Source organism: Xanthomonas cucurbitae, from assembly GCF_002939885.1.
GTDB classification, from domain to species: domain Bacteria; phylum Pseudomonadota; class Gammaproteobacteria; order Xanthomonadales; family Xanthomonadaceae; genus Xanthomonas; species Xanthomonas cucurbitae.
In genome coordinates, this window is record NZ_MDED01000003.1 from 121,885 (window position 1) to 144,839 (window position 22,955).

Below are 22,955 nucleotides of genomic sequence, written 5' to 3' on the forward strand. Positions count from 1 at the left end.
GTAGACGCAGCCACTAGCCATCCAACGCAGCGCTGACCACCTCCCACGGCCGCTCCGGGCCCGGGTTGGCGAAGCGATAGGCGATGCGACGATGGTAGACCTCGCCCGGGCGCAGGATGGTCGACGGGAAGTGCGGCTGATTGGGCGCGTCAGGGTAATCCTGCGGCTCCAGGCAGATGCCGCGGCCCAACCCGGGGTGATGCGCGTCCAGATGCTGCCCTTCGTAAAGCTGCACCGCCGGCGCATCGCTGCTGATGCGCATCGCCACTCCGCTTTGCGGCGAGTACAGCTCGGCGACGCAGTGGGCGCCTTCCGCCAGTATCAGACATTGGTCATAACCCTGGCCCAGCACGATCTGCGGATGCGCCGGGTCGATCCGTTCGGCCAGCGCGGCAGGCGTGCGGAAGTCGAACGGTGTACCGGCCACTGCGGCAACCTCCCCGGTCGGAATCAATTCGGCATCCACCGGCAGATAGCGGTCCGCCGGCACCCGCAACACCTGCGATGCGGCACGCAGCTGCGGGTCGCCGGACAGGTTGAAATAGGGGTGATGGGTCAGGTTCAACGGCGTGGCGGCATCGCAGCGCGCCTCCAAGTCCAGCTGCAGGGTGTGGCCATGCAGCGCCAGCCGTGCACGCACCTGCAGGTTGCCGGGATAGCCTTCTTCACCGTCGGGCGAGTCGTAGCCCAGCAGCAGCTGGTCGGCGGTGTGCTCGAGCACGCTCCAGACCCGCCGCCCGAAACCGCGCAGGCCGCCGTGCAGGTGGTTGCGTCCCTCGTTGGCGGCCAGCGCATGGGTGACGCCATCGAGCGTGTAGCGCGCACCGGCGATGCGGTTGCCGAAGCGGCCGACCAGGATATTCAGGCTATCGCCATCGCCGGCATAGGCGGGCAGATCCGGCAGGTTCAACACCAGCGGCACCACGCCCTGTGCGGTCGTAAAACGCAGCGTGTGCAGGATGCCGCCATAGGTCAGCACCTCCGCTTCCAACCCGGCATCGCTGCGCAGGGTCAACGCGTGGACCTCGGTCCCGTCTGGCAACTGCCCGAACACTCGCTGCATGGATCGCTCCGCCGCTGATTGAAGTACGCGAGCATAGCCGCCCGGCGGCGGCGCCGGCCATGCACCCGCGCACATCCTGGCCGGCCGAACGATGCCCGGGCATGCATCGGCCTCTGCATGCGGCAGTGACGGCCGGTGCCACAGCGACAGACGGCCCCACACGCACTACCCTACTGTCGCGCCTGCCGCGACGAAGGCGCACGCCCTCGCCCACCGACCAGCACAGGAGCGCCCAGCCGATGCAGTGGATTTCCCTGGCGTTACAAACCTCCCGCAACAGGCTGCTGCCCTCCGTGGTTGCGGCCAGCGTGGCGATCACCGCATTGGCGGCCTCTGCGGCCGAGGTCAAGGTGACTGGCACGCTGCGTGTGGACCAGCCGGGCGCGCAGGTGTCGCGCCAGGTGTTCGGGCAGTTTGCCGAACACCTGGGCACCGGCGTCTATGGCGGGGTGTGGGTGGGTGAGGAGTCCCCGATTCCCAATACCCGCGGGTATCGCAACGACGTGCTTGCGGCCTTGAAGGCCATCGCCGTGCCCAACATCCGCTGGCCGGGCGGCTGTTTTGCCGACGAATACCATTGGCGCGACGGCGTAGGCGCACCGGCCAGGCGCCCGATCCGCATCAACACCCACTGGGGCGGCGTGGAGGAATCCAACCGGTTCGGCACCCACGAGTTCATGGACTTCACCGAACTGGTCGGCACCCAGGCGTACATCGCCGGCAACGTGGGCAATGCGGCACCGGAGGAGATCGCGCAGTGGAGCGAGTACATGACCGCCCCCACCCGCTCCAGCCTGGCCAGCGAGCGCCGCGCCAATGGCCGCGATGCGCCCTGGCAGGTGCCTTACTTCGGTGTGGGCAACGAGCTGTGGGGCTGCGGCGGCAACATGCGGGTGGAATATGCGGCCGACGTGTACCGGCGCTACCAGACCTTCGTCAAGGTGCCGGCCAACCAGACGATCCTCAAGATCGCGCCCGGCCCGAACAACGACGATTATCACTGGACCGAGGTGATGATGCGCGAGGCCGGCAACTTGATGGATGGCCTGAGCCTGCATTACTACACCGTGCCCGGCGGCTGGCCGCCACGCGCCTCGTCCACCGATTTCGACGAGGCCGCATGGATCGACACGCTCTCGCGCACCCTGGTGATGGACGAGCTGATTACCAAGCACAGCGCCATCATGGACAAGTACGATCCGGGGAAGAAGGTTGCACTGGTAGTGGACGAATGGGGTACCTGGTACGCCGGCCTGCCTGGCGCGAACCCAGGCTTCCTGCATCAGCAGAACAGCCTGCGCGATGCATTGGTGGCCGCGCTGAATATCGACATCTTCAGCGCGCATGCCGAGCGCGTGCGCATGGCCAACATCGCGCAGATGGTCAACGTGCTGCAGGCGATGATCCTCACCGACGGCGACAAGATGGTGCTGACGCCGACCTACCACGTCTTCGCGCTGTACAAGCCCTACCAGGACGCCACGCAGCTACCGCTCGAACTGCGCACGCCCGAGTACCGCCACGGCAGCGTACACGTGCCGGCAGTGCACGGGTCGGCCGTTAAGGCCAAGGATGGGCATGTATATGTGGCGCTGACCAACCTGGATGCGGGCACAGCGGCTACCGTCAGCGTGAATGTGCAGGGATTGGCCGCACGCCGTGTCGAAGGACAGATCCTCACCGCCCCCGCGATGACTGCGCACAACACCTTTGCGCAGCCGCGCGCGGTGGAGCCAACCGCGTTCAAGGGGGCACGCCTGCAAGGCAAGGCGCTGACCGTGGCGCTACCCGCACGCTCGGTGGTGATGCTCAGGCTTGAGTGAGTCACTGCCTGCCAATCCCACAACGTCAGACGCGTTGTCGCCTTCATCGGCATTGAACCTGGGCCTCATCGTTTCCCGCGACTCCATCGCCGCGGGGGATGCGGCGCCTGGCGCGGCCAAGCCGAAGATATACCTTGGTATATCGCACAGGTCCTCATGCCTGCTGGCAAGCACATAGCCGCAATGGGAAAATTCACGCTGTCGTCGGCTTGAATCAACGCGACAACACGCGCTTGGCAGCCGCCCATCGTGCAGGGCGAGTGGTGACATGGTGATTGAACAGAACTGGATAGGAAGACGTTTATGGATCCCGACCCGAGCAGGCGCGCGTGCGCGCCCAACAGCCAGCCCGATCAGCCCATGAACGCAACGACGTATCGGGCGCTAGCCCCAAGGCTCTCGCACGCCTGAGCGCGTGAGAGACCTCCCGGCTGCGTGCCCATGGAGGATCTCATGCCATTTCTCTACAACCATCGCACTGATGCTCCGCAAGGCGCACTGCACGCCGCTGCCGCATCCCATGGTGCCGCCGCACTTCGCGTCCTGCTGACATCGGACGGCAATCGGGCAATCGCAGGGGCGCTGTCCACACTGTTCGCATCGGATCGCGGTGCCGATCTGTGCCACCTGCCTTGCGCCTCGCGCAACCGTTTGTGTGAGGCAGAGGGTCTTCCTGCACAGGAGCCCTTACCCACGCGATCGGCCGCAGCCGCCTCGCCGCTGTTCCTGCTTTGGTAGAGGGGCACGGAGAGCGAAGACGCCAACGGTTTCATCAGGGCATCCACGTCCGCCCTCTCCTGGTGCCAAGCCACGGCATCCCCCGTCCTCAGTTGGGAGCGAGGCGGTCAAGCCACGTCCATTCCACATCGACCCACGCCCTGGATGTTCCAATGAAAACTACCACCCTGATCGCGACCTTCCTTTGCGCCGCATTACTGACGGCGTGCAGCGACAAGCATCCTGACGCCGATGCCTCCAATGGTAACGTGGCAGAGGCTGGCGACCTTCAGCGCCAGGGTGCACTGGTGACAGTGCCGGCGGCGTCACCGCTGCGCAAGAGCCTGGTCGTCAGCCCGGTCGAGCAGCAGGCGTTCGCACAGACGATCGACGCGCCCGGAGTGATCCAGGCGGCACCCGAAAAGCTGGTGAAGATCACACCGCCGCTGACCGGCCGCATCGTGCGGCTGCACCACCAACTCGGCGATGCAGTCAGGGCTGGCGATGCACTGGTCACCATCGACTCACCCGACCTGGGTTCCGCCTACAGCGACCATAGTAAGGCGCAGGCAACGCTGACCCAGGCTCGCCAGGAGTTCGAGCGCCAAAAGGCGCTGCAGGACGAGGACATCTCGGCCAAGAAGGATTTCGAGGCCGCACAATTGGCATTGTTCGCAGCCGAAAGCGACGCGCGTGCGATCACCGATCGGCTGGCGCAACTCGGCGCCTCCGCTGCTGGCAACTCCCGACGCGAATACGTCATTCGCGCTCCCATCCCGGGACGGATCGTCGAAATGAACGGCGCGCTGGGCGGTTATTGGAACGAAAGCACTGCCTCCATCATGACCGTCGCAGACCTGTCCACTGTTTGGCTGTCGGCCAGCGTGCCGGAGAAGGACCTGTCGCAGATAGTCGTCGGCCAGGCCGCGCGCATCGTGCCCAACGCTTATGCCAATCAGGCATTCAACGGCAAGGTGCAGTACATCGGCGATTTACTCGACCCCGACACGCGCACGGCGTCTGCCCGCGTCGCCATCGACAACCGCACGGGGCTGTTCAAGCCTGGCATGTTCGCCCGCGTCGGCTTCACCGGCGCCAGCCACCCGGCACTGCTCGCGCCCGCGAGCGCGCTATTGCAAAGCGGCCTCTATACGCGGGTCTTCGTCGAGCAGGCTCCGTTCCGATTCGAATCCCGTGTGGTCACTGTGGGTGTGACCGTCGGCAATCGCGTCGAGGTGCTGTCCGGGTTGAAGGCCGGTGAGCGTATCGTGACCAAGGGCGGAGTGCTGCTCAATGATTGATGCCATTGTCAGCACCTGCTTCCAGCGCCGCGGCATCGCCTGGCTGATCTTTGTCTTTGTTGCGTTGTACGGTGCATGGAGCTGGAAACAGCTTCCGGTCGAAGCCTACCCAGACATCGCCGACGTGACCTCGCAGATCGTCACCCAGGTACCCGGTCTCGGCGCCGAGGAGGTCGAGCAGCAGATCACCATCCCGCTGGAACGTGTTTTGCTCGGTACGCCGGGCATGCACGTGCTGCGCTCGCGTAGCTTGTTTGCGTTGTCGCTCATCACCGTTGTCTTCGAGGACGGCACCGATGGCTATTTCGCCCGCCAGCGGTTGCAGGAACGGTTGAACGAGGTATCGCTGCCTTACGGCGCCATGCCTGGCCTGGATCCTTACACCTCGCCGACCGGCGAGATCTTCCGCTATACGCTGGAGTCCACATCACGAAGCCTGCGCGAACTGTCCGAACTGCAGTTCTGGACCGTCATTCCCCGCATCCGGAAGGCGCCGGGGGTGGTGGACGTGAGCAATTTTGGCGGTGTGACGACGCAGTTCATGCTCGAACTCGAACCCGAGCGGCTCCGCCAGTACGACCTGTCGCTGCAGAACGTCAAGGACGCGATCAACGCCAACAACGCCAACGGCGGCGGCAGCGTCGTCGATCGGGGCGAGCAGAGTTACGTGGTGCGCGGCGTCGGGTTGCTGCGCTCGCTCGAGGACATGGGCAACGTCGTCGTCAAGACCAAGAACGGCCTGCCCGTGCTGGTCAAGGATCTGGGTACGCTCACCTATGGCAACGTCGAACGCCGCGGTGTTCTCGGCAAGGACGACAACCCCGACACAATCGAAGGCATCACCCTGCTACTGAAGGACTACAACACCTCGCAGGCGCTCGCCGGCATCCATGAGGCCGTGCACGACCTCAACGAAAACCTGCTACCGAAGGATGTCAAGGTCGTTCCCTATCTCGACCGCACCTCGCTGATCGACGCCACCCTGCATACCGTGAGCTTTACGCTCGCCGAAGGCATGGTCCTGGTCAGCCTCGTCCTGCTGTTGTTCCTCGGCAGCCCGCGTGCAGCAGCGATCGTCGCATTGACGATTCCGTTGTCGCTGCTGATCGCGTTCGTGTTCATGCACCACTTCAAGATTCCTGCAAATCTGCTGTCGCTCGGCGCCATCGACTTCGGCATCCTGGTGGACGGCGCCGTCGTGCTGGTCGAGAACATTCTGCGCAAGCGCGAGGAGAACGAGGACCGCCCCCTGCAGGCGCAGGACGCGATCCAGGCAACCTTGCAGGTGGCCAGGCCGATCTTTTTCGGCATGGCCGTGATCGTCTGCGCGTACCTGCCGCTGTTCGCCTTCCAGCGCATCGAGTACAAGCTATTTTCGCCGATGGCGTATGCGGTCGGCGCGGCACTCGCTGGCGCATTGATCGTGGCGCTCACGCTGATCCCGGCGCTGGCCTGGCTGGCATTTCGCAAGCCGCGCAAGGTGTTCCACAACCCGGTGATCGACGCGCTATCGCTGCGCTATGCCGGCTTCCTGGAGCGCACCTTGGGCAAGACGCGATGGCTCCTGGTCACCTGCGTGACCGCCGTGTTCGGACTGATCGTGCTGTTCTCCACTATCGGGCGCGACTTCCTGCCGTATCTGGACGAAGGCTCGCTGTGGCTGCAAGTGCAGATGCCGCCGGGCATCACGCTGGACAAGGCGTCGGCGATGGCGAACGCGCTGCGGCGAGTCACGCTGAGGTTCCCGGAAGTGTCCTACATGGTGACCCAGACCGGCCGCAACGACGATGGCACGGATTATTGGACGCCCTCGCACATCGAGGTGAGCATCGGACTGCATCCGTACAAGGAATGGAAATCCGGCCTGACCAAACAGCAGTTGATCGCCAAACTGGCCGAGCGCTACGCGCAGATGCCCGGTTACACGATCGGCTTCATGCAGCCAATGATCGACGGCGTGCAGGACAAGCTCTCGGGCGCCCATAGCGACCTCACGGTGAAGGTCTTCGGCGACGACCTGACTGAAGTCCGCGGCATCGCCAACCGGCTGGCCGGCGTTCTCAAGCGCGTGCCCGGTTCGGCCGATGTTGCGGTGGACGTGGAGCCCCCGCTGCCCAACCTGAAGATCGAACTCGACCGCGCCGCGGCGGCACGGCACGGCATCAACGCAGCCGATGTCGCGGACCTGATCGCCACCGGCATCGGCGGCACACCGATCGGCCACCTCTACGTCGGCGAAAAGAGCTACGACATGACCGTACGCTTTCCAGAGAAGTACCGATTCAGTCCGGATGTGATCGGCAACCTCACGCTGAAGGCGCCCACCGGCGAGCGGGTTCCGCTGTCGGACGTGGCACGCATCAGCACGGTTTCCGGTGAAAGCGTGATCGTGCGAGAAATGGCGCAGCGAAACATCATCGTGCGCCTCAACGTGCGCGACCGGGACCTGGCAAGCTTCCTGAGCGACGCGCATGCCGCCGTCGCGCGCAACGTCCAGTTCGACCACAAGCGCATCCAGATCAAGTGGGGCGGCCAATTCGAGAACCTGGAGCGGGCCGAGGCACGACTGGCGCTGATCCTGCCGATGACGCTGGGCATCATGTTCCTGCTGCTGTTCGGCGAGTTCCGCAACCTGCATCAGCCCTTGCTCGTGCTGGTTGCGGTACCACTGGCGATGCTCGGCGGATTGGCCGCGCTGCATCTGCGTGGCATGACGCTCAACGTGTCCAGCGCAGTTGGATTCATCGCGCTGTTCGGCGTGGCCGTGCTCAACGGCGTGCTGATGATCGCGCAGATCAACCGGCTGCGCCACGAGGAAGGCAAGTGCCTGCGCGACGCCGTACTCGAAGGCGCACGCAGCCGCATGCGCCCGGTATTGATGACCGCGACGGTCGCCGCGCTTGGCCTCACGCCGGCCATGCTTGCCACGGGACTGGGCAGCGACGTGCAGCGACCGCTCGCCACCGTCGTCGTGGGCGGCCTGCTGACCGCCACCGCCCTGACCCTGGTGCTGTTGCCCGCGCTCTACCACCTGATCGAAGACCGCATCGCGCGGCGCAACGCCAGGACCGCCGCCCTGATCGCATCCGAACAAGGAGCGCAACGATGATCCGCACGGTTCGTTGCACCACGCTGGCGTTGCTGCTGGCGACGACGGCAGGCTGCGCCGTCGGGCCGGACTTCCAGCGTCCGGCGACCCCGGTCACGCATTCCTACGTCGCCGGGACGCTACCCGAGCAAACCGCCTCGGTATCCGGCCTCGCCAGCGAGGCGCAACGCTTCGCGCATGGCCAGGAGGTGCAGACACAGTGGTGGAAAGCCTTTGGCTCCCCAGAACTCGATGCGCTGGTCGCTGCCGCGCTGCAGGCCAATCCCGACCTGAAGGCGGCCGAAGCCGCACTGCGCGCCGCGCGCGAGACGGCGGCCGCGCAGCGGGGCGCCTTCTGGCCCAGCGTCGATGCCGGCGTCAATGCGACGAGGCAGCAGACACCGGGGCCGCTGGCGGGACCGCTGGTGGACGCGAACGTCACGCTCTACACACTGCACACCGCGCAGCTCAGCATCGGCTACGTGCCGGACGTGTTCGGCGGCAACCGGCGGCAAGCCGAAGCGCTCTCCGCCGAGGTGGACGTGCAGCGCTTCCAGCGCGAGGCCATCTACACGACGCTGGTTTCCAACGTCGTGAACGCGGCGATCGAGGAAGCTTCGTTGCGCGCGCAGATCGCCGCGACGCACGACCTCATCGGTCTGGCAACGCGACTGCTGGATATCTCGCATCGTGAACACCAGGCCGGCCAGATCGGTGGCGCCGACGTCGCCGCACAGGAGGCGGCACTAGCGCAAGCACAAGCCGCTTTGCCGCCGCTGGAGAAGCGACTGGCCGGGCAGCACAACCAGCTCGCCGTACTGGCCGGACGGCTGCCCAGCGAGCAGGCCACCCAGCATTTCGAGCTAGCCTCACTCTCCCTTCCGTCAGAACTGCCAGTCAGCTTACCGTCCCGCTTGGTCGAGCAACGGCCAGACATCCGTGCGGCCGAAGCGCAGTTGCACGCGGCCAGCGCGCAGATCGGTGTCGCCACGGCCGCGCGGTTGCCCAACCTCACGCTGACGGCCACGTTGGGAAGCTCGGCACTCAATGTCTCGCAGCTCTTTCGCAGCGGTAGCGGGCTCTGGTCGGTTGGCGAGGATCTGCTGCAACCGATCTTCCAGGGCGGAACGCTGATGCACCAGCAACGCGCGGCTGAGGCGACCTATGACCAAGCGGCGGCGCAGTACCGCAGCACGGTCTTGACCGCGTTCCAGAACAGCGCAGACGCTTTGCAGGCCATCGTCAGCGACGCAGACACCTTGCGTGCTGCCAGCGCCTCCGACGCCGCGGCGAAAAAGAGCCTGGCAATGGCCCGTCGTCAACATGCGCTGGGAGCAACGACACAGGCGGAAGTGATCCTTGCCCAACAAACCTGTCAGCAAACCGCACTGACATTCGTCCAGGCCCAGGCCAGTCGCTACACCAACACCGTAGCGCTGTACGTGGCGCTTGGGGGATGGTGGCAGGAGCCGGAAGCCACCGACAGACAAATCAACGCAGATCACCTCGCACGGCCTACCGGCGACTGACTCGCGGATGCCCCGGCTTGCCGGCGATCAGAGGCAAGGCATCAACCAAGGCTTCGACCACCAGTGGAGCATGCCAGCGCTTGCCTAGACAGACCGATTTCAGCACCATGACCGACGCCCCGCTGGGCTGGATCCAATAGCGGCCTGACAAGCGTCCGCGCAAGAGATGCAGATTCACAACACCCCTCGAAGTCTTCTGCGAGGAAATCCCTAACAGCGCTGCGACTCAGAGTTGAATCCGCCAGGGTATTCCATGCACGCCGATCACACGCAGCCGCCCTCACCACGAGACCATCGCATTCTGAAAATTGCGTTGATCGCCGTCGTCATGGCGGCCATCTTCGTGGCAGACACCACCACGCGATACGAGGTCGCGGTGGCCGTGTTCTACACGGTGGTCATCTTTGTCTCGGCACGCACCCTACGTCGTCGAGGGTTGATTGCACTGGCTGCTGCGTGCATCGTGATGACGACAACCAGCTTCGCTCTGACACCGCACGGGAATCTGGAGGCGGGCCTGATTAATATGAGCATCAGCATCGCGGCGATTGTGATGATCTCCATCTTGATCCTGAAGGCGGACGCTGCGCGAACGGCGGCGCACGAGGCGCAGGCGCACTTGATGCGGATCGCGCGCGCCAAGAGTCTGGAAGGGCTGACCACTTCCATTGCGCATGAAGTCAATCAACCACTCGCGGCCATCGTGACCAGTGGCAATGCCTGTCAGCGCTGGCTGGCGCAGGAGCCACCAAATCTTGACAAGGCACGTCAGGCACTTGACCGGATACTGGGCGACGCCGGCCGTGCAAGCAGCATCATTGCCCGCGTACGCAGCCTCACCCGTGGGGAGCACCCACACAGGAGCACGTTCGATTTCAACGAGGCCATTGTCGAGATCATCGCTCTTTCTCAGGCCGAAATGGTGCGCACCGGCATTCACCTGACGACCGAGCTAAGTCCCGACCTACCTCCCGCGTTGGCCGAGCGGATTCAGATACAGCAAGTAATCGGCAACTTGCTATTGAACGCCATCGAGGCATTGGCCTCAGTCCCTGAGCCAACGCGAAGCATGCGGATCACGTCGGAGACCAAGGAAGGCGCCATCGTATTCAGCGTTTTTGATTCCGGCACGGGCATCCCAACTGGGGTGCACGAGCACTTGTTCGAAGCCTTCTGGACCACAAAGCAAGAAGGCATCGGGATCGGCCTAAGTATCAGCAGAGCGATTGTCGAATCCAATGACGGGCAAATATGGGCCGAGCCAAATGTGGGCAGCGGTGCAGTCTTTCGATTCAGCGTGCCGGGAACTTCGCAGGAGAAGCACCTATGACGAAGCAGTCGACAATTGCATCGGACACTCCGACTGTCTATATCGTTGACGACGATATCTCAGTCCGCGCAGCACTCGAAGATTTGTTGGCCTCGGTCGGGCTGAGGGCGCTGACCTTTAGCTCGACCAAGGATATTCTGGCCTACACGATGGAGGATGTGCCGGGGTGCCTTGTTCTGGATGTCCGCATGCCGGAACAGAGCGGCATGGACTTCCATCGAAAAATGGCCACCCTGGGAATGACGCTTCCGGTCGTGTTCATCACAGGCCACGGCGACATTGCCATGGGGGTCGATGCCATGAAAAATGGTGCGATCGAGTTCCTGACAAAGCCCTTCAAGGATCAGGCATTGCTCGACGCGATTCATAACGGCATCGACAAGGATCGTGAGCGACGCAGGATCGCAGCGCTTGCATCCGAGCTTCAAGCAAGATGGGCGTCGCTGACGACCGGCGAGCAGGATGTGACGCGCTTGGTCGTACAGGGCCTTTTGAACAAGCAGATCGCATCACGGTTGAATATTAGCGAGATTACCGTAAAGGTTCGACGAGGGCACGCCATGCGCAAGATGCAGGCAAGGTCGTTGGCAGAACTGGTGAGGATGACCGAGAAGTTGGCAATCTAGCGGATGAGGGCACCCGCGGGCGAACGCGCTACCGCGATCACAGGTCATCGGGGGCGGTAGTTTTCGGCCGTACCGTCAGGACGCTACCCTGGACGCACAAGGACGGCGCCATGTTGGCAGGGCACAGCGAATATCGTAAACCGGTGGCGCTTGAGAGGGCGATACACAGTCGCCAGGCGCCGGCGACAGAGAGTCTTCATCCAGTGTCAGGCGTTAGCCGCAACACCTTTCAACAGGTCGATGAGCTGGCGCAGGCGATACGGCTTGGGCAGGAAATCGACCCGCGCCGGCAAAGGCGGCAGTTGTGCCTTCGCAAAGCCCGAGGCCAGGATCACGCGTGCCTGCGGCAACAGCTGTGCCACTTGCTCGCTCAATTCGATGCCCGACATGCCGTTGGGCATGCGGACGTCGCTAAACACCACATCGTAGGGTCCGTGCTCGCGCAGCATGCGCAACGCAGCATGACCATCGTCGGCGGTATCGACGGTGATGCCTGCATCGCGCAGCGCTTCGCCGATCAACTCGCGCAGTTCTTCCTGGTCTTCCACCATCAGCAGGCGTAGGGATTCAGTCATGCTTGGCCTCCTCGACGGCCGGAAGAAACAGGGTCACTGTGGTCCCGCCTCCCGGTGCGGTCTGAATCTGCGCAAATCCACCGGACTGGGATGCAAAGCCGAACACCTGGCTCAAACCCAGGCCGGCGCCTTTGCCCACGTCCTTGGTGGTGAAGAATGGTTCGCTGGCGCACTGTGCCACATGCTGCGGCATGCCCGGGCCGTCGTCGCGCACTGCGATGCCAACATAGCAACGCGCCACGCCATGTGGATCCGATGGCGCCACGCGCCACTGCACGGCCGTCTCCAATGTAATGGTGCCGCCGCCAGGCATCGCATCGCAGCTGTTGAACACCAGGTTGAGCAGCGCCGATGCCAGTTGGCTGACATCAACGCAGATCTCAGGCACTGCATCGGACAGCGCCAACGTCAGGCCGGTTCCAGCCGGACACGCACGACGCAACAGTTCCAGCGTCCGCGTCACCACCACGTTGGCCGCCTGTCGTTCGGGTACCAGGTGTTGGCCGCGTGCAAAGCACAACAGCTGCCGCGTCAGCAGCGTGCCACGATCCACCGCCGTCTGCGCCGCCTCCACCAGCATGCGCGTGCGCGCATCATCGCCGGTACGCAGCGCAATCAATTCCAGGCTGGTCATCATCACCGTGAGCAGGTTGTTGAAGTCGTGCGCGATGCCCAGCGTCAGCCTGCCCAACGCCTCGGTCTTGTGCAACTGCGACAGTGCCTGCTGCGCTTGTTGCAACAGACAGTGCGCTTGGTGGCGTTCGGTGACGTCGCGTGTGATCTTGGCAAAGCCGACCAGCACGCCGAACTCCTGCACCGGTTCGATCACCACGCTGGCCCAGAAACGGCTGCCATCCTTGCGCAAACGCCAGCCCTCTGCGGCCAGTCGCCCCTGCTGCTGGGCAAGCTCGAGATTGCGCATGGGCTCGTCGCGCTGCACGTCTTCAGGCAGATAGAAGCGCGAAACGTGCAATCCCAGTACTTCGTCGGCGCAATAGCCATGGATGCGCTCGCCGCCAGGATTCCAGCTGCGCACATGCCCCGCAATATCGAGCATGTAGATGGCAGAATCGGAAACGCTCTGCACCAACAGCTGGCACTGCCGGCTGTCGCACGACAGTGGCCCTGCGTCCTCGATGGCCGTCCCCGCATCCACCTGGCACTGTCCCCCGGGAAAACGCGCGACCTTAGTGACATATACGTGAAGATTGCGTGCAAGCCGACACGACAGGAAACACCTTGAAATTGCGGCAGATGGGTGCACGAACCTTATCGGCTACCATGACCACCCTCCCCGTTTGGTCCTTGCCTCATGCAGAACATCTCGACCCCACGCGACCGCTGGATCTGGGTGATCGCAGGGGCCTTGATGGCCGGAACCCTGAGCGCAGAATTGGTGACGCCGCTCGGCTATGCAGTCTGGCTGACCTACTTCGTGGCCGTCGGCGTCACCGTATTCCAGAACCGCCAGCAGGCCCCCATCGTGGTCGGCGTACTGTCGTGCGTACTGCTGGCAACCGGCTTTCATCTGGCTCCGCCCAGCACCAACTCGAGTTTCTCTTCAATCAATCGCAGCATCGGCGGCGTGTCGTTCCTGGCGATGGCGTTTGTGGTGATGCAGGCGATTCGCGCCCGCCGCCAGGCCGAAGTGGCCTTGTGGCTGCAGCAGGCAGAAAACACCGTGGAAGCCAGCCTGCGTGGCGAACAGAGCCCGCAAGAGCTCGCCGATGCCGCCATGCGCGCGCTGTGCGACGTGCTGGATGCGCAGGTCGGCGCGCTGTATCGCATCGAAGGCGATCGCCTGCGCCTGACCGGCGGTGCCGCGCTGCCGGTGGACATGCCGTCCTCGCTGCCAACCAATGCCGGCCAATGGGGTGAAGTCCTGCAACGGGCGGCGGTGCGCCGGGTGCGCGGCGTGGAGGCCGGGCATCTGCAGATCGTCACCGGCCTGGGACAGAGCGCCTGCCAGGAGCTGTTGCTGGCACCGGTCACCGCCGATGGCCAGGTGATCGGCCTGCTGGAGCTGGGCCGTGTCAGTGATGCGCGCCCGGCCGCCATGCGCGAGGAAGATCTGCTGACACGCTGTGGCGAAAACATCGGCCTGGCCTTGCGCACCGCGCTGCTGCGCGCACAGTTGATGGCCCTGCTGGAAGAAACCCAGCGCCAGAGCGAGGAACTGCAGACGCAGCAGGAAGAATTGCGCGTTGCCAATGAAGAACTGGAAGAACAGAGCCGCAGCCTGCAGCAGTCGCAGAGCGATCTGGAGCAGCAGCAGGCCGAGCTGGAACAGACCAACGTGCAGCTGGAAGAGCGCACCCAGGCACTGGAAGCGCAGAAGCAGGCCTTGCTGGTGGCGCAAGGCCAACTGGTGCGTAATGGCAACGCATTGGCGACCGCATCGCGCTACAAGTCCGAGTTCCTGGCCAATATGTCGCACGAACTGCGCACCCCGCTCAACAGCGCGCTGATCCTGGCCAAGCTGCTGGCCGACAACAAGGACGGCACGCTCAGCGCCGAACAGGTGAAGTACGCGCAGGCGATTCTGTCTTCCAACAACGACCTGCTGGCGCTCATCAACGACATCCTGGATCTGTCCAAGATCGAGGCCGGGCATGTGGAGCTGGCCGATGAAACCATCGACACCGGCAGCATCGTGCAGCGGCTGCGCGACACCTTCGAACCGCTGGCGCGGCAGAAGGGACTGACGCTGGAGATTGGCGCCGAGATCGGCGCCCCCAGCCACCTGGTGGTCGACAACCAGCGCCTGCAGCAAATCCTCAAGAACCTGCTCGCCAATGCGGTCAAGTTCACCGAGCACGGCACGGTGCGTCTGTCGATCCAGGCGCATCCGCCCGGGCGGGTGCTGTTCAAGGTGGAAGACACCGGCATCGGCATTGCACGCGAGCAGACCGAAGTGATCTTCGAAGCCTTCCGGCAGGCCGATGGCAGTACGCGGCGGCGCTACGGTGGCACTGGTTTGGGTCTGTCGATCTCGCGCGATCTGGCGCAACGCATGGGCGGTGGCATCGGTGTGGACAGCGAGCCGGGACGCGGCAGCTGTTTCACGCTGGAGCTGCCCATCGACGGTGCGCCTGCCGAGAGCGTTGCCGCCCCGCAAATCGACACTGTTACGGCTGGGCCAGCAGTTGCAGCGGAGTCCGCACAACGCCCACACGCAAGCGTGATCGCTCCCGCATGGCTTGGCGCTGCCAGCACCGCCATCTCTTCCATGCCGCCGTTACCGATTCCCGCCGCAAGTGCCGTGCCGCTGCAGCCTGCTCAGGACGATCGCGATCAACGGCTGCGGCCGGGCCGCCTGATCCTGGCAGTGGAGGACGACACCCGCTTTGCGCAGGCGCTGGTGGATCTGGCGCATGAACTGGATTTCGACTGCGTGGTGGCGCCCAGTGCCGAAGAAGCGCTGCGCCTGGCCACCGAACTGCGCCCCAGCGGCATCCTGCTGGACATCGGCCTGCCGGATGCCTCCGGCCTGAGCGTGCTCGAACGCCTCAAGCGCGACCCGGCCACCCGCCATATCCCGGTGCATGTGGTGTCCGCGCTGGAACGCAGCCAGATTGCGCTGAAACTGGGCGCAGTGGGCTACCTGATAAAGCCGGCCACGCGCGAATTGCTGGCCGGTGCGATCCGCCAGCTGGAAGAAACCAACGAACGTGCAGTGCGACGCTTACTGATCGTCGAAGACGACAGCGCCTTGCGTGCCAATCTCCAACTGCTGCTGGCGCGCGACCAATTGGAGATCGTGGCCGTGGGTACGATTGCCCAAGCGATGGAGCAACTGGCAAGCTCCACCTTCGACTGCATGGTCACCGACCTGGCCTTGCCCGACGGCAGTGGCTACGACCTGCTCGAACGCATGGCCGGCAACGATGCAGTGGCCTTCCCACCGGTGATCGTCTACACCGGCCGCGCGTTGACGCGCGACGAAGAGCAGCGCCTGCGCCGTTATTCCAAGAGCATCATCATCAAGGGCGTGCGTTCGCCCGAGCGGCTGCTCGACGAAGTGACACTGTTCCTGCACAGCGTGGAAGCCTCGCTGCCCAGCGACCAGCAACGCCTGCTGCGCGAAGCGCGTCGCCGCGATGCGGTGCTCGACGGTGCCACCGTGCTGCTGGCCGAAGACGATGTGCGCAACATCTTCGCGTTGTCCAGCGTGCTCGAACCGCTGGGCGTGACGCTGGAAATCGCCCGCAATGGGCGCGAAGCACTGGAACGCCTGGCAACACGCGACGTGGACCTGGTGCTGATGGACATCATGATGCCGGAGATGGATGGCCTGACCGCGATGCGCCAGATCCGCGCCAATCGGCAATGGCAGGATCTGCCCATCATCGCGCTCACTGCCAAAGCCATGGCCGACGACCGCGAACACTGTCTGGAAGCCGGTGCCAACGACTACATCGCCAAGCCCATCGACGTGGACAAGCTGGTGTCGCTGTGCCGGGTCTGGTGCTCGCGGCAATGAATCCGGTGGAACTGTTCGACCTGGAGCTGCGGGTGCTGCTGGAGGCGGTTTACCAGCGCTACCACTACGATTTCCGCGATTACGCGATGTCCTCGCTGCGGCGGCGCATGCGCCATGCAATGGCACGCTTCGAGTGCGCGCGGGTGGCCGATCTGCAGCACCGCCTGCTGCACGAGCCGGACACCTTCGCACAGGCGATGCAGTTCTTCACTGTGCAGGTGTCGGAGATGTTCCGCGACCCGGCGTACTTCCGGGTGCTGCGCGAGCATGCGTTGCCGGTGTTGCGCACCTATCCTTCGATCAAGCTGTGGGTGGCCGGCTGCAGTACCGGCGAGGAAGTCTGGTCACTGGCAATCCTGCTGCACGAAGAAGGCATGCTGGAAAAAGCGGTGATCTACGCCACCGATATCAATCCCGAGGCGCTTGGCATGGCCGAAGCCGGTGCCTACGGCATCGACCGCATAGCGCAGTTCAGCCGCAACTACCTGGATGCCGGAGGCCTGGGCTCGCTGTCGGATTACTACACCACCGCCTACGACGGTGCGGTGTTCGACCGTCGTCTGAGGCGCAACATCGTGTTCGCCGATCACAGCCTGGCGACCGATACGGTCTTCTCGGAGGTGCATCTGGTGTCGTGCCGTAACGTACTGATCTATTTCAACCGCAGCCTGCAGGACCGCGCGGTGGGCCTGTTCTTCGAGGCACTGGTGCACCGCGGGTTCCTGGGTCTGGGCAGCAAGGAATCGCTGCAGTTCGGTGCGCATGCAAGGGCGTTCGAGCCCTGTGCGCGCGAACAACGCCTGTATCGGAAGGCCGCATGAGCGCCCGGCCCGGGCACCTGCGATTCGATGCGATGGTGATCGGCGCGTCGGCTGGCGGCGTGTCTGCATTGCAGGCATTGTTGTCCAGCCTGCCGGCGACGCTGCCGATGCCGGTACTGGTGGTACTGCACCTGCCGCGCGACCGCGCCAGTCACTTGGCCGAACTGATGGATGCGCGCTGCGTGCTGCCGGTGCGCGAGGCCGAAGACAAGCAGCCGTTGCTGGCAGGCACCGTCACCATCGCTCCGCCCGATTACCACCTGCTGGTGGAAAGCGGCACCAGCCTGGCGCTGTCGATGGATGCACCGGTGCTGTTTTCGCGCCCGGCGATCGACCCGCTGTTCGAATCGGCCGCCGATGTGTTTGCCGAGCGCCTGCTGGCGATCCTGCTCACTGGCGCCAGTAGCGATGGCAGCGCCGGCGTGGCGGCCGTGCGCGCCGCTGGCGGCACGGCCTGGATCCAGCTGCCCGACGATGCGGCCTCCCCTTTGATGCCCGCCTCTGCGCTCGCCCACGCCGGCGCCGATGCGGTGCTCACCCTGCAGGCGATCTGCAGCGAACTGGAAACCTTTCACCCATGAATCTCATCGCGACCGGCCCTGCTGCACCGGGCGAGGAACCCGCCAAGATCCTGATCGTGGACGATGTGCCGCAGAACCTGGTGGCGATGGAAGCGCTGCTGCAACGCGGCGGCATCGAAGTACTGTGTGCCGCCTCCGGTGCGCAGGCGCTGGAGCTGCTGCTCGAACACGACGTGGCGCTGGCCCTGCTCGATGTGCATATGCCGGAAATGGATGGCTTCTCGTTGGCCGAGCTGATGCGCGGCTCACAGCGTACCCGGCATGTGCCGATCATTTTCCTGACCGCTTCACCGAGCGACCCGATGCGCGCTTTCCAGGGCTACGAGACCGGGGCAGTGGATTTCCTGCACAAGCCCATCGAGCCGCAAGTGATCCTGAGCAAGGTCAACGTGTTCATCGAGTTGTATCAGCAGCGACGCCTGCTCAAGGCACGCAACGCCTCGCTGGAACGCGCGCTCACGCTCAACGAAACCATGATGGCGGTACTCACCCACGACCTGCGCACGCCGCTGTCGGTGATCCTGTTGTGCACCGACAAGCTCAGTCTGGACGTGGAGGCCGACAGCTCGGCGGCACGCACGCTCGACCATCTTGAAAGCAGCGCGCGCCGCATGGCGCGCATGGTCGAACAGTTACTGGATTTTTCGCGCCTGCGCACCGACGGCTTACCGATGCAGTTCGGCCCCTGCAATTTCGGCGAGGTGGCGCATGGCGTGGTCGGCGAAGTGGCGCAGGCCAATCCGCATACCACCATCGACCTGCGCACCGAGGGCGACCTGCAAGGCGATGGCGACGGCGATCGGTTGGCACAGGTGGTGTCCAACCTGGTCGGCAATGCCGTGCTGCATGGCGGCCAGCATCCGGTGCAGGTGCATCTGGACGGGCGCGAGGCCGACACGCTGCGGCTGTCGGTACGCAATGCCGGGCATCTCCCGGACAGCCTGATGCCGCGCCTGTTCGAGCCATTCAAGGCGAGCTTTCACGCCAGCCAGGGTCTGGGGCTGGGTCTGTTCATTGCCGACCAGTTCGTCAAGGCGCACGGCGGTACCTTGCAGGCCCGCAACGAAGGCGACGAGGTGGTGTTCGAAGCCCGGCTGCGCCGCCACAACCTGGCCGCCTGACCGCCGCGCGGGTTCCGGTGCCCGCACCTCACAGTGGGCACCGACCGCATTCTGCAGGGGCAGCCACCCACCGATGGAGGTCCTGCCCGAGCAGCGAAGTTTGGGGGCTGCCATCGGCCAAACCCAGCCAGCGCCAGCCATCCGCAGCCGTGCGAGCAAGCCCGACCGGCGTTGCCAGCGGCATACAGCGCGTGACAGCCAACTCAAGCAGTGCCGACCGGCCGCAGGCACCGTATGCTCGTGCGGCAAGTGCGCTGGATGCACGCTCCTGCCCGCACTGCGTCCCACGTTCTTGGTCGCACTAACATCCCTTGCTCATCCTCGGGTGCACGCCATGCACCCTGTCTGCGGAGGTGGTTATGTCGTATATTGATGGGTTTGTGCTTGCCGTGCCGACGGCCAACAAGGACGCCTTCATCGCGCACGCCCGCATGGGCGATGCGCTCATCATGGAATATGGCGCGCTGCGCGTGGTGGAGTGCTGGGGCGATGATGTCCAGCACGGGCAATGGACCGACTTCTATCGCGCGATCCAGGCCACCGAGGACGAGACCGTGGTGTTTTCCTGGATCGAATGGCCGGACAAGGCCACCCGCGACGAAGGCATGCGCAAGATGATGGAGGACCCGCGCATGGACCCGTCGGTCAACCCGATGCCCTTCGACGGCAAGCGCATGATCTACGGCGGCTTCGTTCCGACCGTGGTGCTGGGGCAGTCGGCCTGAGCACGCGGCGTGGGCTCCAGCCGCAGTGCACCATGCAGTACGGTGCGGCTGGGGGCATGACGCCGCCGTCGCGCGTCGTGGTGGCTACACTGGCGGCCTGTCGCCGCGTTCGCCGCCACGGTGGCGCAACCAGGCGAGCGCCCTGCCCGACCACCGGAGACCCTGCATGACCGACGCCCCGCTGCTGATTGCCTGCCCGAGCTGCGCGTCAATGAACCGCATTGCGCGGGCGCGTCTGCACGATGCGCCCAACTGCGGCCACTGCCATCGCCCGTTGTTTCTCGGTGCGCCGGTGGCCTTGTCAGGCGTCGATTTCGACAAGCACGCCGTGCGCAGCCAGCTGCCACTGGTGGTGGATTTCTGGGCGCCGTGGTGCGGGCCATGCCTGAGCATGGCACCGCAATTCGCCGCGGCCGCAGTGACGCTGGAGCCGCAGGTGCGGCTGGCCAAGGTGGACACCGACCTGCATCCGGCGCTGGGCACGCGCTTTGGCATTCGCAGCATTCCCACCCTGCTGGTGCTGCGCGGCGGGCACGAGATCGGCCGGCATTCCGGCGCAGTGAGCAGCGCGCAGATAGTCAGCTGGGTGCGTTCAGTCCTGAGCCAACGCTGACCTGAAAAGAACCAGCGGCGCCTCCACGCCGCTGGCTTTGCTGGTGCAACAGGCAGGGGTTACTGCCAGTTGACGTTGACTGACACGCCCACGATGCGCGGTTCGTTATAGACCGCCGCCATGTAGTTTTCGATCACACCCTTGACGTTCTTTTCGTTGGTGATGTTGCGCGCGAATGCCGCCACTTCCCACGCTCCGTAGCCGCCGGTATAGCCCAGCTTGAGGCCGCCTTCGAAATTGCCGTCGGCGCGGAACTCGGTGGAGTCGTACAGCACGAAGCTGGTCTCGCCCTGCCTGTTCCAGTCGGTGGACACGAAGAACGCACCGTCGTTGCCCACCGGAATATCGTAGCGCGCGGCCAGGTTGAGGTTGTACTTGGGCGCATTGGGCAACGGGTTGCCGTCGATCTGCGCAAAGGTGTTGGCACCCACGCGGATGGTGGGGTCGTTGACCGTGCACACCACCACGCCATTGAGCGCGCACGCCTGCGCAAACACGCGCGTGTCGTTGATTTCGCTATGCAGCAGGCTCAGGCCGGCGGTGAGCGACAGGTTGGAGATCGGGCGCCAGTCCAGATCCGCTTCCAGGCCGTAGGCCTTGGCCTTGTCGGCGTTGAAAAGCACGCCGTTGCCGTCCGAATCGTTGCCGTTGAGCTGGATGTCATCCACGGTGTAGGTGAAGCCGCTGACATTCAAACGCAGGCGATTGTCGAACAGGCTGCTCTTGATGCCGGCTTCCCAGGACAGGATGGTTTCCGAATCGGCGGTGGTGAAATCCGAATTGAATACCGCGCTGCGGCCCTGGATGGTAGGGCCGCGGAAGCCGCGCGCAACGCGTGCATACACACTCAGCTCCGGGTTGAACGCATACATGGCGCTGAGGTCCCAGCTAGGCTGGGTGTCGGACAGGCGCACGTCGCGACGGCCGCGGTAGGTCACCACGCCGGCGGCGGTGTCGGCGCTCTTGAGCAGGCGGGTTTCCTTGCTGTCCTTGGTCTGGCGGATGCCGGCGGTCAGCGTCAGTGCGTCGGTGGCCTTGTAGCTGAGCTGGCCGAAGCCGGCCCACGAGGTGTTGGTATTGCGCAGGCGCACCCAGTTGTTGGGATTGCGCGCGGCGGTCTGCAGGAAATACGCACGCTGATAGAAATCGGTGGTGTCGCGGCCGTCGAAGTAGAACGCGCCTACCTGCCATTGCAGCGCCTGGTCGCCTTGGCTGGCCAGACGCAGTTCCTGGGTGTACTGGTCCAGGTCGCGGATCTGGCCCATCGACTGACCGAACCCGTTCGGCACGCAATTGACCGGGAAGTTGGCCGCCGCACCGCCATCGGTGTCGCCACGGCTGTAGCCGGAGGTGGTTTCGTAGGCGGTGATCGAGGTCAGCGACACGCCGCCGAAGTCGTAGATCGCCTTAAGTGAGCCGCCGTCGGTCTGGTACGCCTGCGGATTGTCGTGCGCTTCATCGTAGGCCACCCGATCGCGCGGCACGTCCACGGTGTCGCTGCCACGGGTGACCGCATTGCGCAGGAACAGCGTGGAGGTACCGTCGTAGTCCCGCGTATGCACCGAGCCCAGCACCGAAAACGCCTCGTTGGGCTTCAACAGCACTTGCAGGCGCGCGTTGCGGTCGTTGTAGCCGCCCATCGCGTCCTTGCGCGGGGTGCGCGTGCCGTCGGCGCTGCTGCCGGCGAAGGTGTTGTCCACCCAGTCGTCGCGATGCTGGTACAACGCCGAGACGCGGAACGACAGCACATCGTTGATAGGCCCGCCGAAGCCGCCATCCAGCGACACCGTGTTGTAGCTGCCGTAACTGGCATCGAGGCGGCCGGTATAGGTGTCGCTGGGCTTGACGGTGTCGAACTTGACGATGCCGGCGGTGGTGTTGCGGCCGAACAGGGTGCCCTGCGGGCCGCGTAGCACTTCGACCTGGTCCACGTCGTAGACCGGGTTGGACTTGAGCACCACATGCTCCAGCACCACGTCGTCCTGGATGATGGACACCGGCTGCGAGGCACCAAGATAGAAGTCGATGTTGCCCAGGCCACGGATGTAGAAGCGCGGGAAGATGCGCCCGGTGGTGGTCTCGGCATAGAAGCCCGGCACGCGGCCGGACAGCGCCAGCAAGGTGTCGTCGCCACCGGCGGTGTACTGGCGCATGGCCGCGCCCTGCACCACACCCACCGAGATCGGCACCTCCTGCAGGTTCTGCTCGCGGTGCTCGGCGGTGACGGTCACCGCATCCAGCGCCGTCGGGCTGCCCTCACCCTGGCTTGCCGGTGTTTGCTGCGCCGATGCGGCGGCCGCCATCGAAGCCAGCAGCAGGCCGGCGCAGGCGCGTGCCAGCGGCGTGCGCTGCACTACGGTGCGGCAGCGCACGGCATGCGAGGTAGCGGGCGTCAGCGACGGCGAGACAGGCGAGTACAGCGGCATGCGGGTGAGTCCTTGGATGAGTGAGGCGAGAATGAGTCCGTTCGGCATGGGCATGCCGGAAGGGGCGCAGCAGGGTGCCGCGCGCACGATATGTCAGCGATGTTGCAGCGAGGTGGCAGCTACGGCTCCCCCC

General features: G+C 64.6%; 17 protein-coding genes and 1 pseudogene. 14 read left to right on the forward strand and 4 right to left on the reverse strand.

Annotation, left to right across the window (positions count from 1 at the left end):
* Positions 1-13: 13 nt before the first annotated feature.
* Positions 14-1,063, reverse strand: a complete 1,050-nt coding sequence (locus tag XcuCFBP2542_RS02885; protein ID WP_104602119.1) for an aldose epimerase family protein — start codon at positions 1,061-1,063, stop codon at positions 14-16.
* A 239-nt stretch (positions 1,064-1,302) separates the two neighbouring features.
* Here XcuCFBP2542_RS02885 and XcuCFBP2542_RS02890 point away from each other — a divergent pair, with 239 nt between their 5' ends.
* The 8 genes and pseudogenes from XcuCFBP2542_RS02890 (at position 1,303) to XcuCFBP2542_RS02920 (ending at position 11,477) form a co-directional block, all read left to right on the forward strand.
* Positions 1,303-2,886, forward strand: coding sequence for an alpha-N-arabinofuranosidase (locus tag XcuCFBP2542_RS02890; protein ID WP_104602120.1), 1,584 nt, complete (start codon positions 1,303-1,305; stop codon positions 2,884-2,886).
* A 453-nt stretch (positions 2,887-3,339) separates the two neighbouring features.
* Complete coding sequence (locus XcuCFBP2542_RS19785) at positions 3,340-3,624, forward strand: hypothetical protein (RefSeq protein ID WP_104602219.1); 285 nt, start codon at positions 3,340-3,342, stop codon at positions 3,622-3,624.
* A 152-nt stretch (positions 3,625-3,776) separates the two neighbouring features.
* A complete protein-coding gene (locus tag XcuCFBP2542_RS02900) occupies positions 3,777-4,904 on the forward strand; it encodes an efflux RND transporter periplasmic adaptor subunit (protein ID WP_104602121.1) in 1,128 nt (375 codons plus the stop codon).
* Positions 4,897-8,013, forward strand: a complete 3,117-nt coding sequence (locus XcuCFBP2542_RS02905; protein WP_104602122.1) for an efflux RND transporter permease subunit — start codon at positions 4,897-4,899, stop codon at positions 8,011-8,013. Before XcuCFBP2542_RS02900 ends, XcuCFBP2542_RS02905 begins: the two co-directional genes overlap by 8 nt.
* Positions 8,013-9,521, forward strand: coding sequence for an efflux transporter outer membrane subunit (locus XcuCFBP2542_RS02910; protein ID WP_211292971.1), 1,509 nt, complete (start codon positions 8,013-8,015; stop codon positions 9,519-9,521). Before XcuCFBP2542_RS02905 ends, XcuCFBP2542_RS02910 begins: the two co-directional genes overlap by 1 nt.
* 74 nt (positions 9,522-9,595) lie before the next feature.
* A pseudogene (locus XcuCFBP2542_RS19935) lies at positions 9,596-9,757 on the forward strand (IS30 family transposase); the annotation flags it as partial.
* A gap of 92 nt (positions 9,758-9,849) precedes the next feature.
* A complete protein-coding gene (locus tag XcuCFBP2542_RS02915; RefSeq protein ID WP_425477978.1) occupies positions 9,850-10,851 on the forward strand; it encodes a sensor histidine kinase in 1,002 nt (333 codons plus the stop codon).
* Positions 10,848-11,477, forward strand: a complete 630-nt coding sequence (locus tag XcuCFBP2542_RS02920; RefSeq protein WP_104602125.1) for a response regulator transcription factor — start codon at positions 10,848-10,850, stop codon at positions 11,475-11,477. Before XcuCFBP2542_RS02915 ends, XcuCFBP2542_RS02920 begins: the two co-directional genes overlap by 4 nt.
* Before the next feature lie 206 nt (positions 11,478-11,683).
* Here XcuCFBP2542_RS02920 and XcuCFBP2542_RS02925 read toward each other — a convergent pair whose 3' ends face one another.
* The gene (locus tag XcuCFBP2542_RS02925; protein ID WP_104602126.1) at positions 11,684-12,052 is read right to left on the reverse strand and encodes a response regulator; all 369 of its coding nucleotides are present in this window, start codon (positions 12,050-12,052) and stop codon (positions 11,684-11,686) included.
* Complete coding sequence (locus tag XcuCFBP2542_RS02930; RefSeq protein WP_104602127.1) at positions 12,045-13,208, reverse strand: PAS domain S-box protein; 1,164 nt, start codon at positions 13,206-13,208, stop codon at positions 12,045-12,047. The genes XcuCFBP2542_RS02925 and XcuCFBP2542_RS02930 overlap by 8 nt, the downstream gene beginning before the upstream one ends.
* 156 nt (positions 13,209-13,364) lie before the next feature.
* Between XcuCFBP2542_RS02930 and XcuCFBP2542_RS02935 the strand changes: the two genes are divergently transcribed.
* From XcuCFBP2542_RS02935 to trxC, 6 genes are all read left to right on the forward strand, one after another.
* On the forward strand, positions 13,365-16,535 hold the full coding sequence (locus XcuCFBP2542_RS02935; RefSeq protein ID WP_104602128.1) for a response regulator: 3,171 nt from the start codon (positions 13,365-13,367) through the stop codon (positions 16,533-16,535).
* On the forward strand, positions 16,508-17,356 hold the full coding sequence (locus XcuCFBP2542_RS02940) for a CheR family methyltransferase (RefSeq protein ID WP_208800486.1): 849 nt from the start codon (positions 16,508-16,510) through the stop codon (positions 17,354-17,356). The genes XcuCFBP2542_RS02935 and XcuCFBP2542_RS02940 overlap by 28 nt, the downstream gene beginning before the upstream one ends.
* Entirely contained in the window at positions 17,353-17,937 is a 585-nt protein-coding gene (locus XcuCFBP2542_RS02945; RefSeq protein ID WP_104602129.1) for a chemotaxis protein CheB, read from the forward strand. Before XcuCFBP2542_RS02940 ends, XcuCFBP2542_RS02945 begins: the two co-directional genes overlap by 4 nt.
* Entirely contained in the window at positions 17,934-19,058 is a 1,125-nt protein-coding gene (locus XcuCFBP2542_RS02950) for a hybrid sensor histidine kinase/response regulator (protein ID WP_104602130.1), read from the forward strand. Before XcuCFBP2542_RS02945 ends, XcuCFBP2542_RS02950 begins: the two co-directional genes overlap by 4 nt.
* A gap of 359 nt (positions 19,059-19,417) precedes the next feature.
* The gene (locus tag XcuCFBP2542_RS02955) at positions 19,418-19,783 is read left to right on the forward strand and encodes a DUF1428 domain-containing protein (protein ID WP_104602131.1); all 366 of its coding nucleotides are present in this window, start codon (positions 19,418-19,420) and stop codon (positions 19,781-19,783) included.
* Positions 19,784-19,949: 166 nt separating this feature from the next.
* Positions 19,950-20,396 carry a thioredoxin TrxC gene (gene trxC / locus XcuCFBP2542_RS02960; protein ID WP_104602132.1) on the forward strand — a complete coding sequence of 149 codons (447 nt, stop codon included), beginning with the start codon at positions 19,950-19,952 and terminating at the stop codon, positions 20,394-20,396.
* A 59-nt stretch (positions 20,397-20,455) separates the two neighbouring features.
* Here the strand turns inward: trxC and XcuCFBP2542_RS02965 are convergent, their stop codons facing one another.
* Positions 20,456-22,822, reverse strand: coding sequence for a TonB-dependent receptor (locus XcuCFBP2542_RS02965; protein ID WP_104602133.1), 2,367 nt, complete (start codon positions 22,820-22,822; stop codon positions 20,456-20,458).
* Positions 22,823-22,955 lie beyond the last annotated feature (133 nt).

What these genes read in the sequence shown, in the direction of transcription:
- XcuCFBP2542_RS02885 (WP_104602119.1), bottom strand. Translation starts at nt 1,063, where the DNA reads ATGCAGCGAGTGTTCGGGCAGTTGCCAGACGGGACCGAGGTCCACGCG.
- XcuCFBP2542_RS02890 (WP_104602120.1), top strand. Translation starts at nt 1,303, where the DNA reads ATGCAGTGGATTTCCCTGGCGTTACAAACCTCCCGCAACAGGCTGCTG.
- XcuCFBP2542_RS19785 (WP_104602219.1), top strand. Translation starts at nt 3,340, where the DNA reads ATGCCATTTCTCTACAACCATCGCACTGATGCTCCGCAAGGCGCACTG.
- XcuCFBP2542_RS02900 (WP_104602121.1), top strand. Translation starts at nt 3,777, where the DNA reads ATGAAAACTACCACCCTGATCGCGACCTTCCTTTGCGCCGCATTACTG.
- XcuCFBP2542_RS02905 (WP_104602122.1), top strand. Translation starts at nt 4,897, where the DNA reads ATGATTGATGCCATTGTCAGCACCTGCTTCCAGCGCCGCGGCATCGCC.
- XcuCFBP2542_RS02915 (WP_425477978.1), top strand. Translation starts at nt 9,850, where the DNA reads ATGGCGGCCATCTTCGTGGCAGACACCACCACGCGATACGAGGTCGCG.
- XcuCFBP2542_RS02920 (WP_104602125.1), top strand. Translation starts at nt 10,848, where the DNA reads ATGACGAAGCAGTCGACAATTGCATCGGACACTCCGACTGTCTATATC.
- XcuCFBP2542_RS02925 (WP_104602126.1), bottom strand. Translation starts at nt 12,052, where the DNA reads ATGACTGAATCCCTACGCCTGCTGATGGTGGAAGACCAGGAAGAACTG.
- XcuCFBP2542_RS02935 (WP_104602128.1), top strand. Translation starts at nt 13,365, where the DNA reads ATGCAGAACATCTCGACCCCACGCGACCGCTGGATCTGGGTGATCGCA.
- XcuCFBP2542_RS02945 (WP_104602129.1), top strand. Translation starts at nt 17,353, where the DNA reads ATGAGCGCCCGGCCCGGGCACCTGCGATTCGATGCGATGGTGATCGGC.
- XcuCFBP2542_RS02950 (WP_104602130.1), top strand. Translation starts at nt 17,934, where the DNA reads ATGAATCTCATCGCGACCGGCCCTGCTGCACCGGGCGAGGAACCCGCC.
- XcuCFBP2542_RS02955 (WP_104602131.1), top strand. Translation starts at nt 19,418, where the DNA reads ATGTCGTATATTGATGGGTTTGTGCTTGCCGTGCCGACGGCCAACAAG.
- trxC (WP_104602132.1), top strand. Translation starts at nt 19,950, where the DNA reads ATGACCGACGCCCCGCTGCTGATTGCCTGCCCGAGCTGCGCGTCAATG.
- XcuCFBP2542_RS02965 (WP_104602133.1), bottom strand. Translation starts at nt 22,822, where the DNA reads ATGCCGCTGTACTCGCCTGTCTCGCCGTCGCTGACGCCCGCTACCTCG.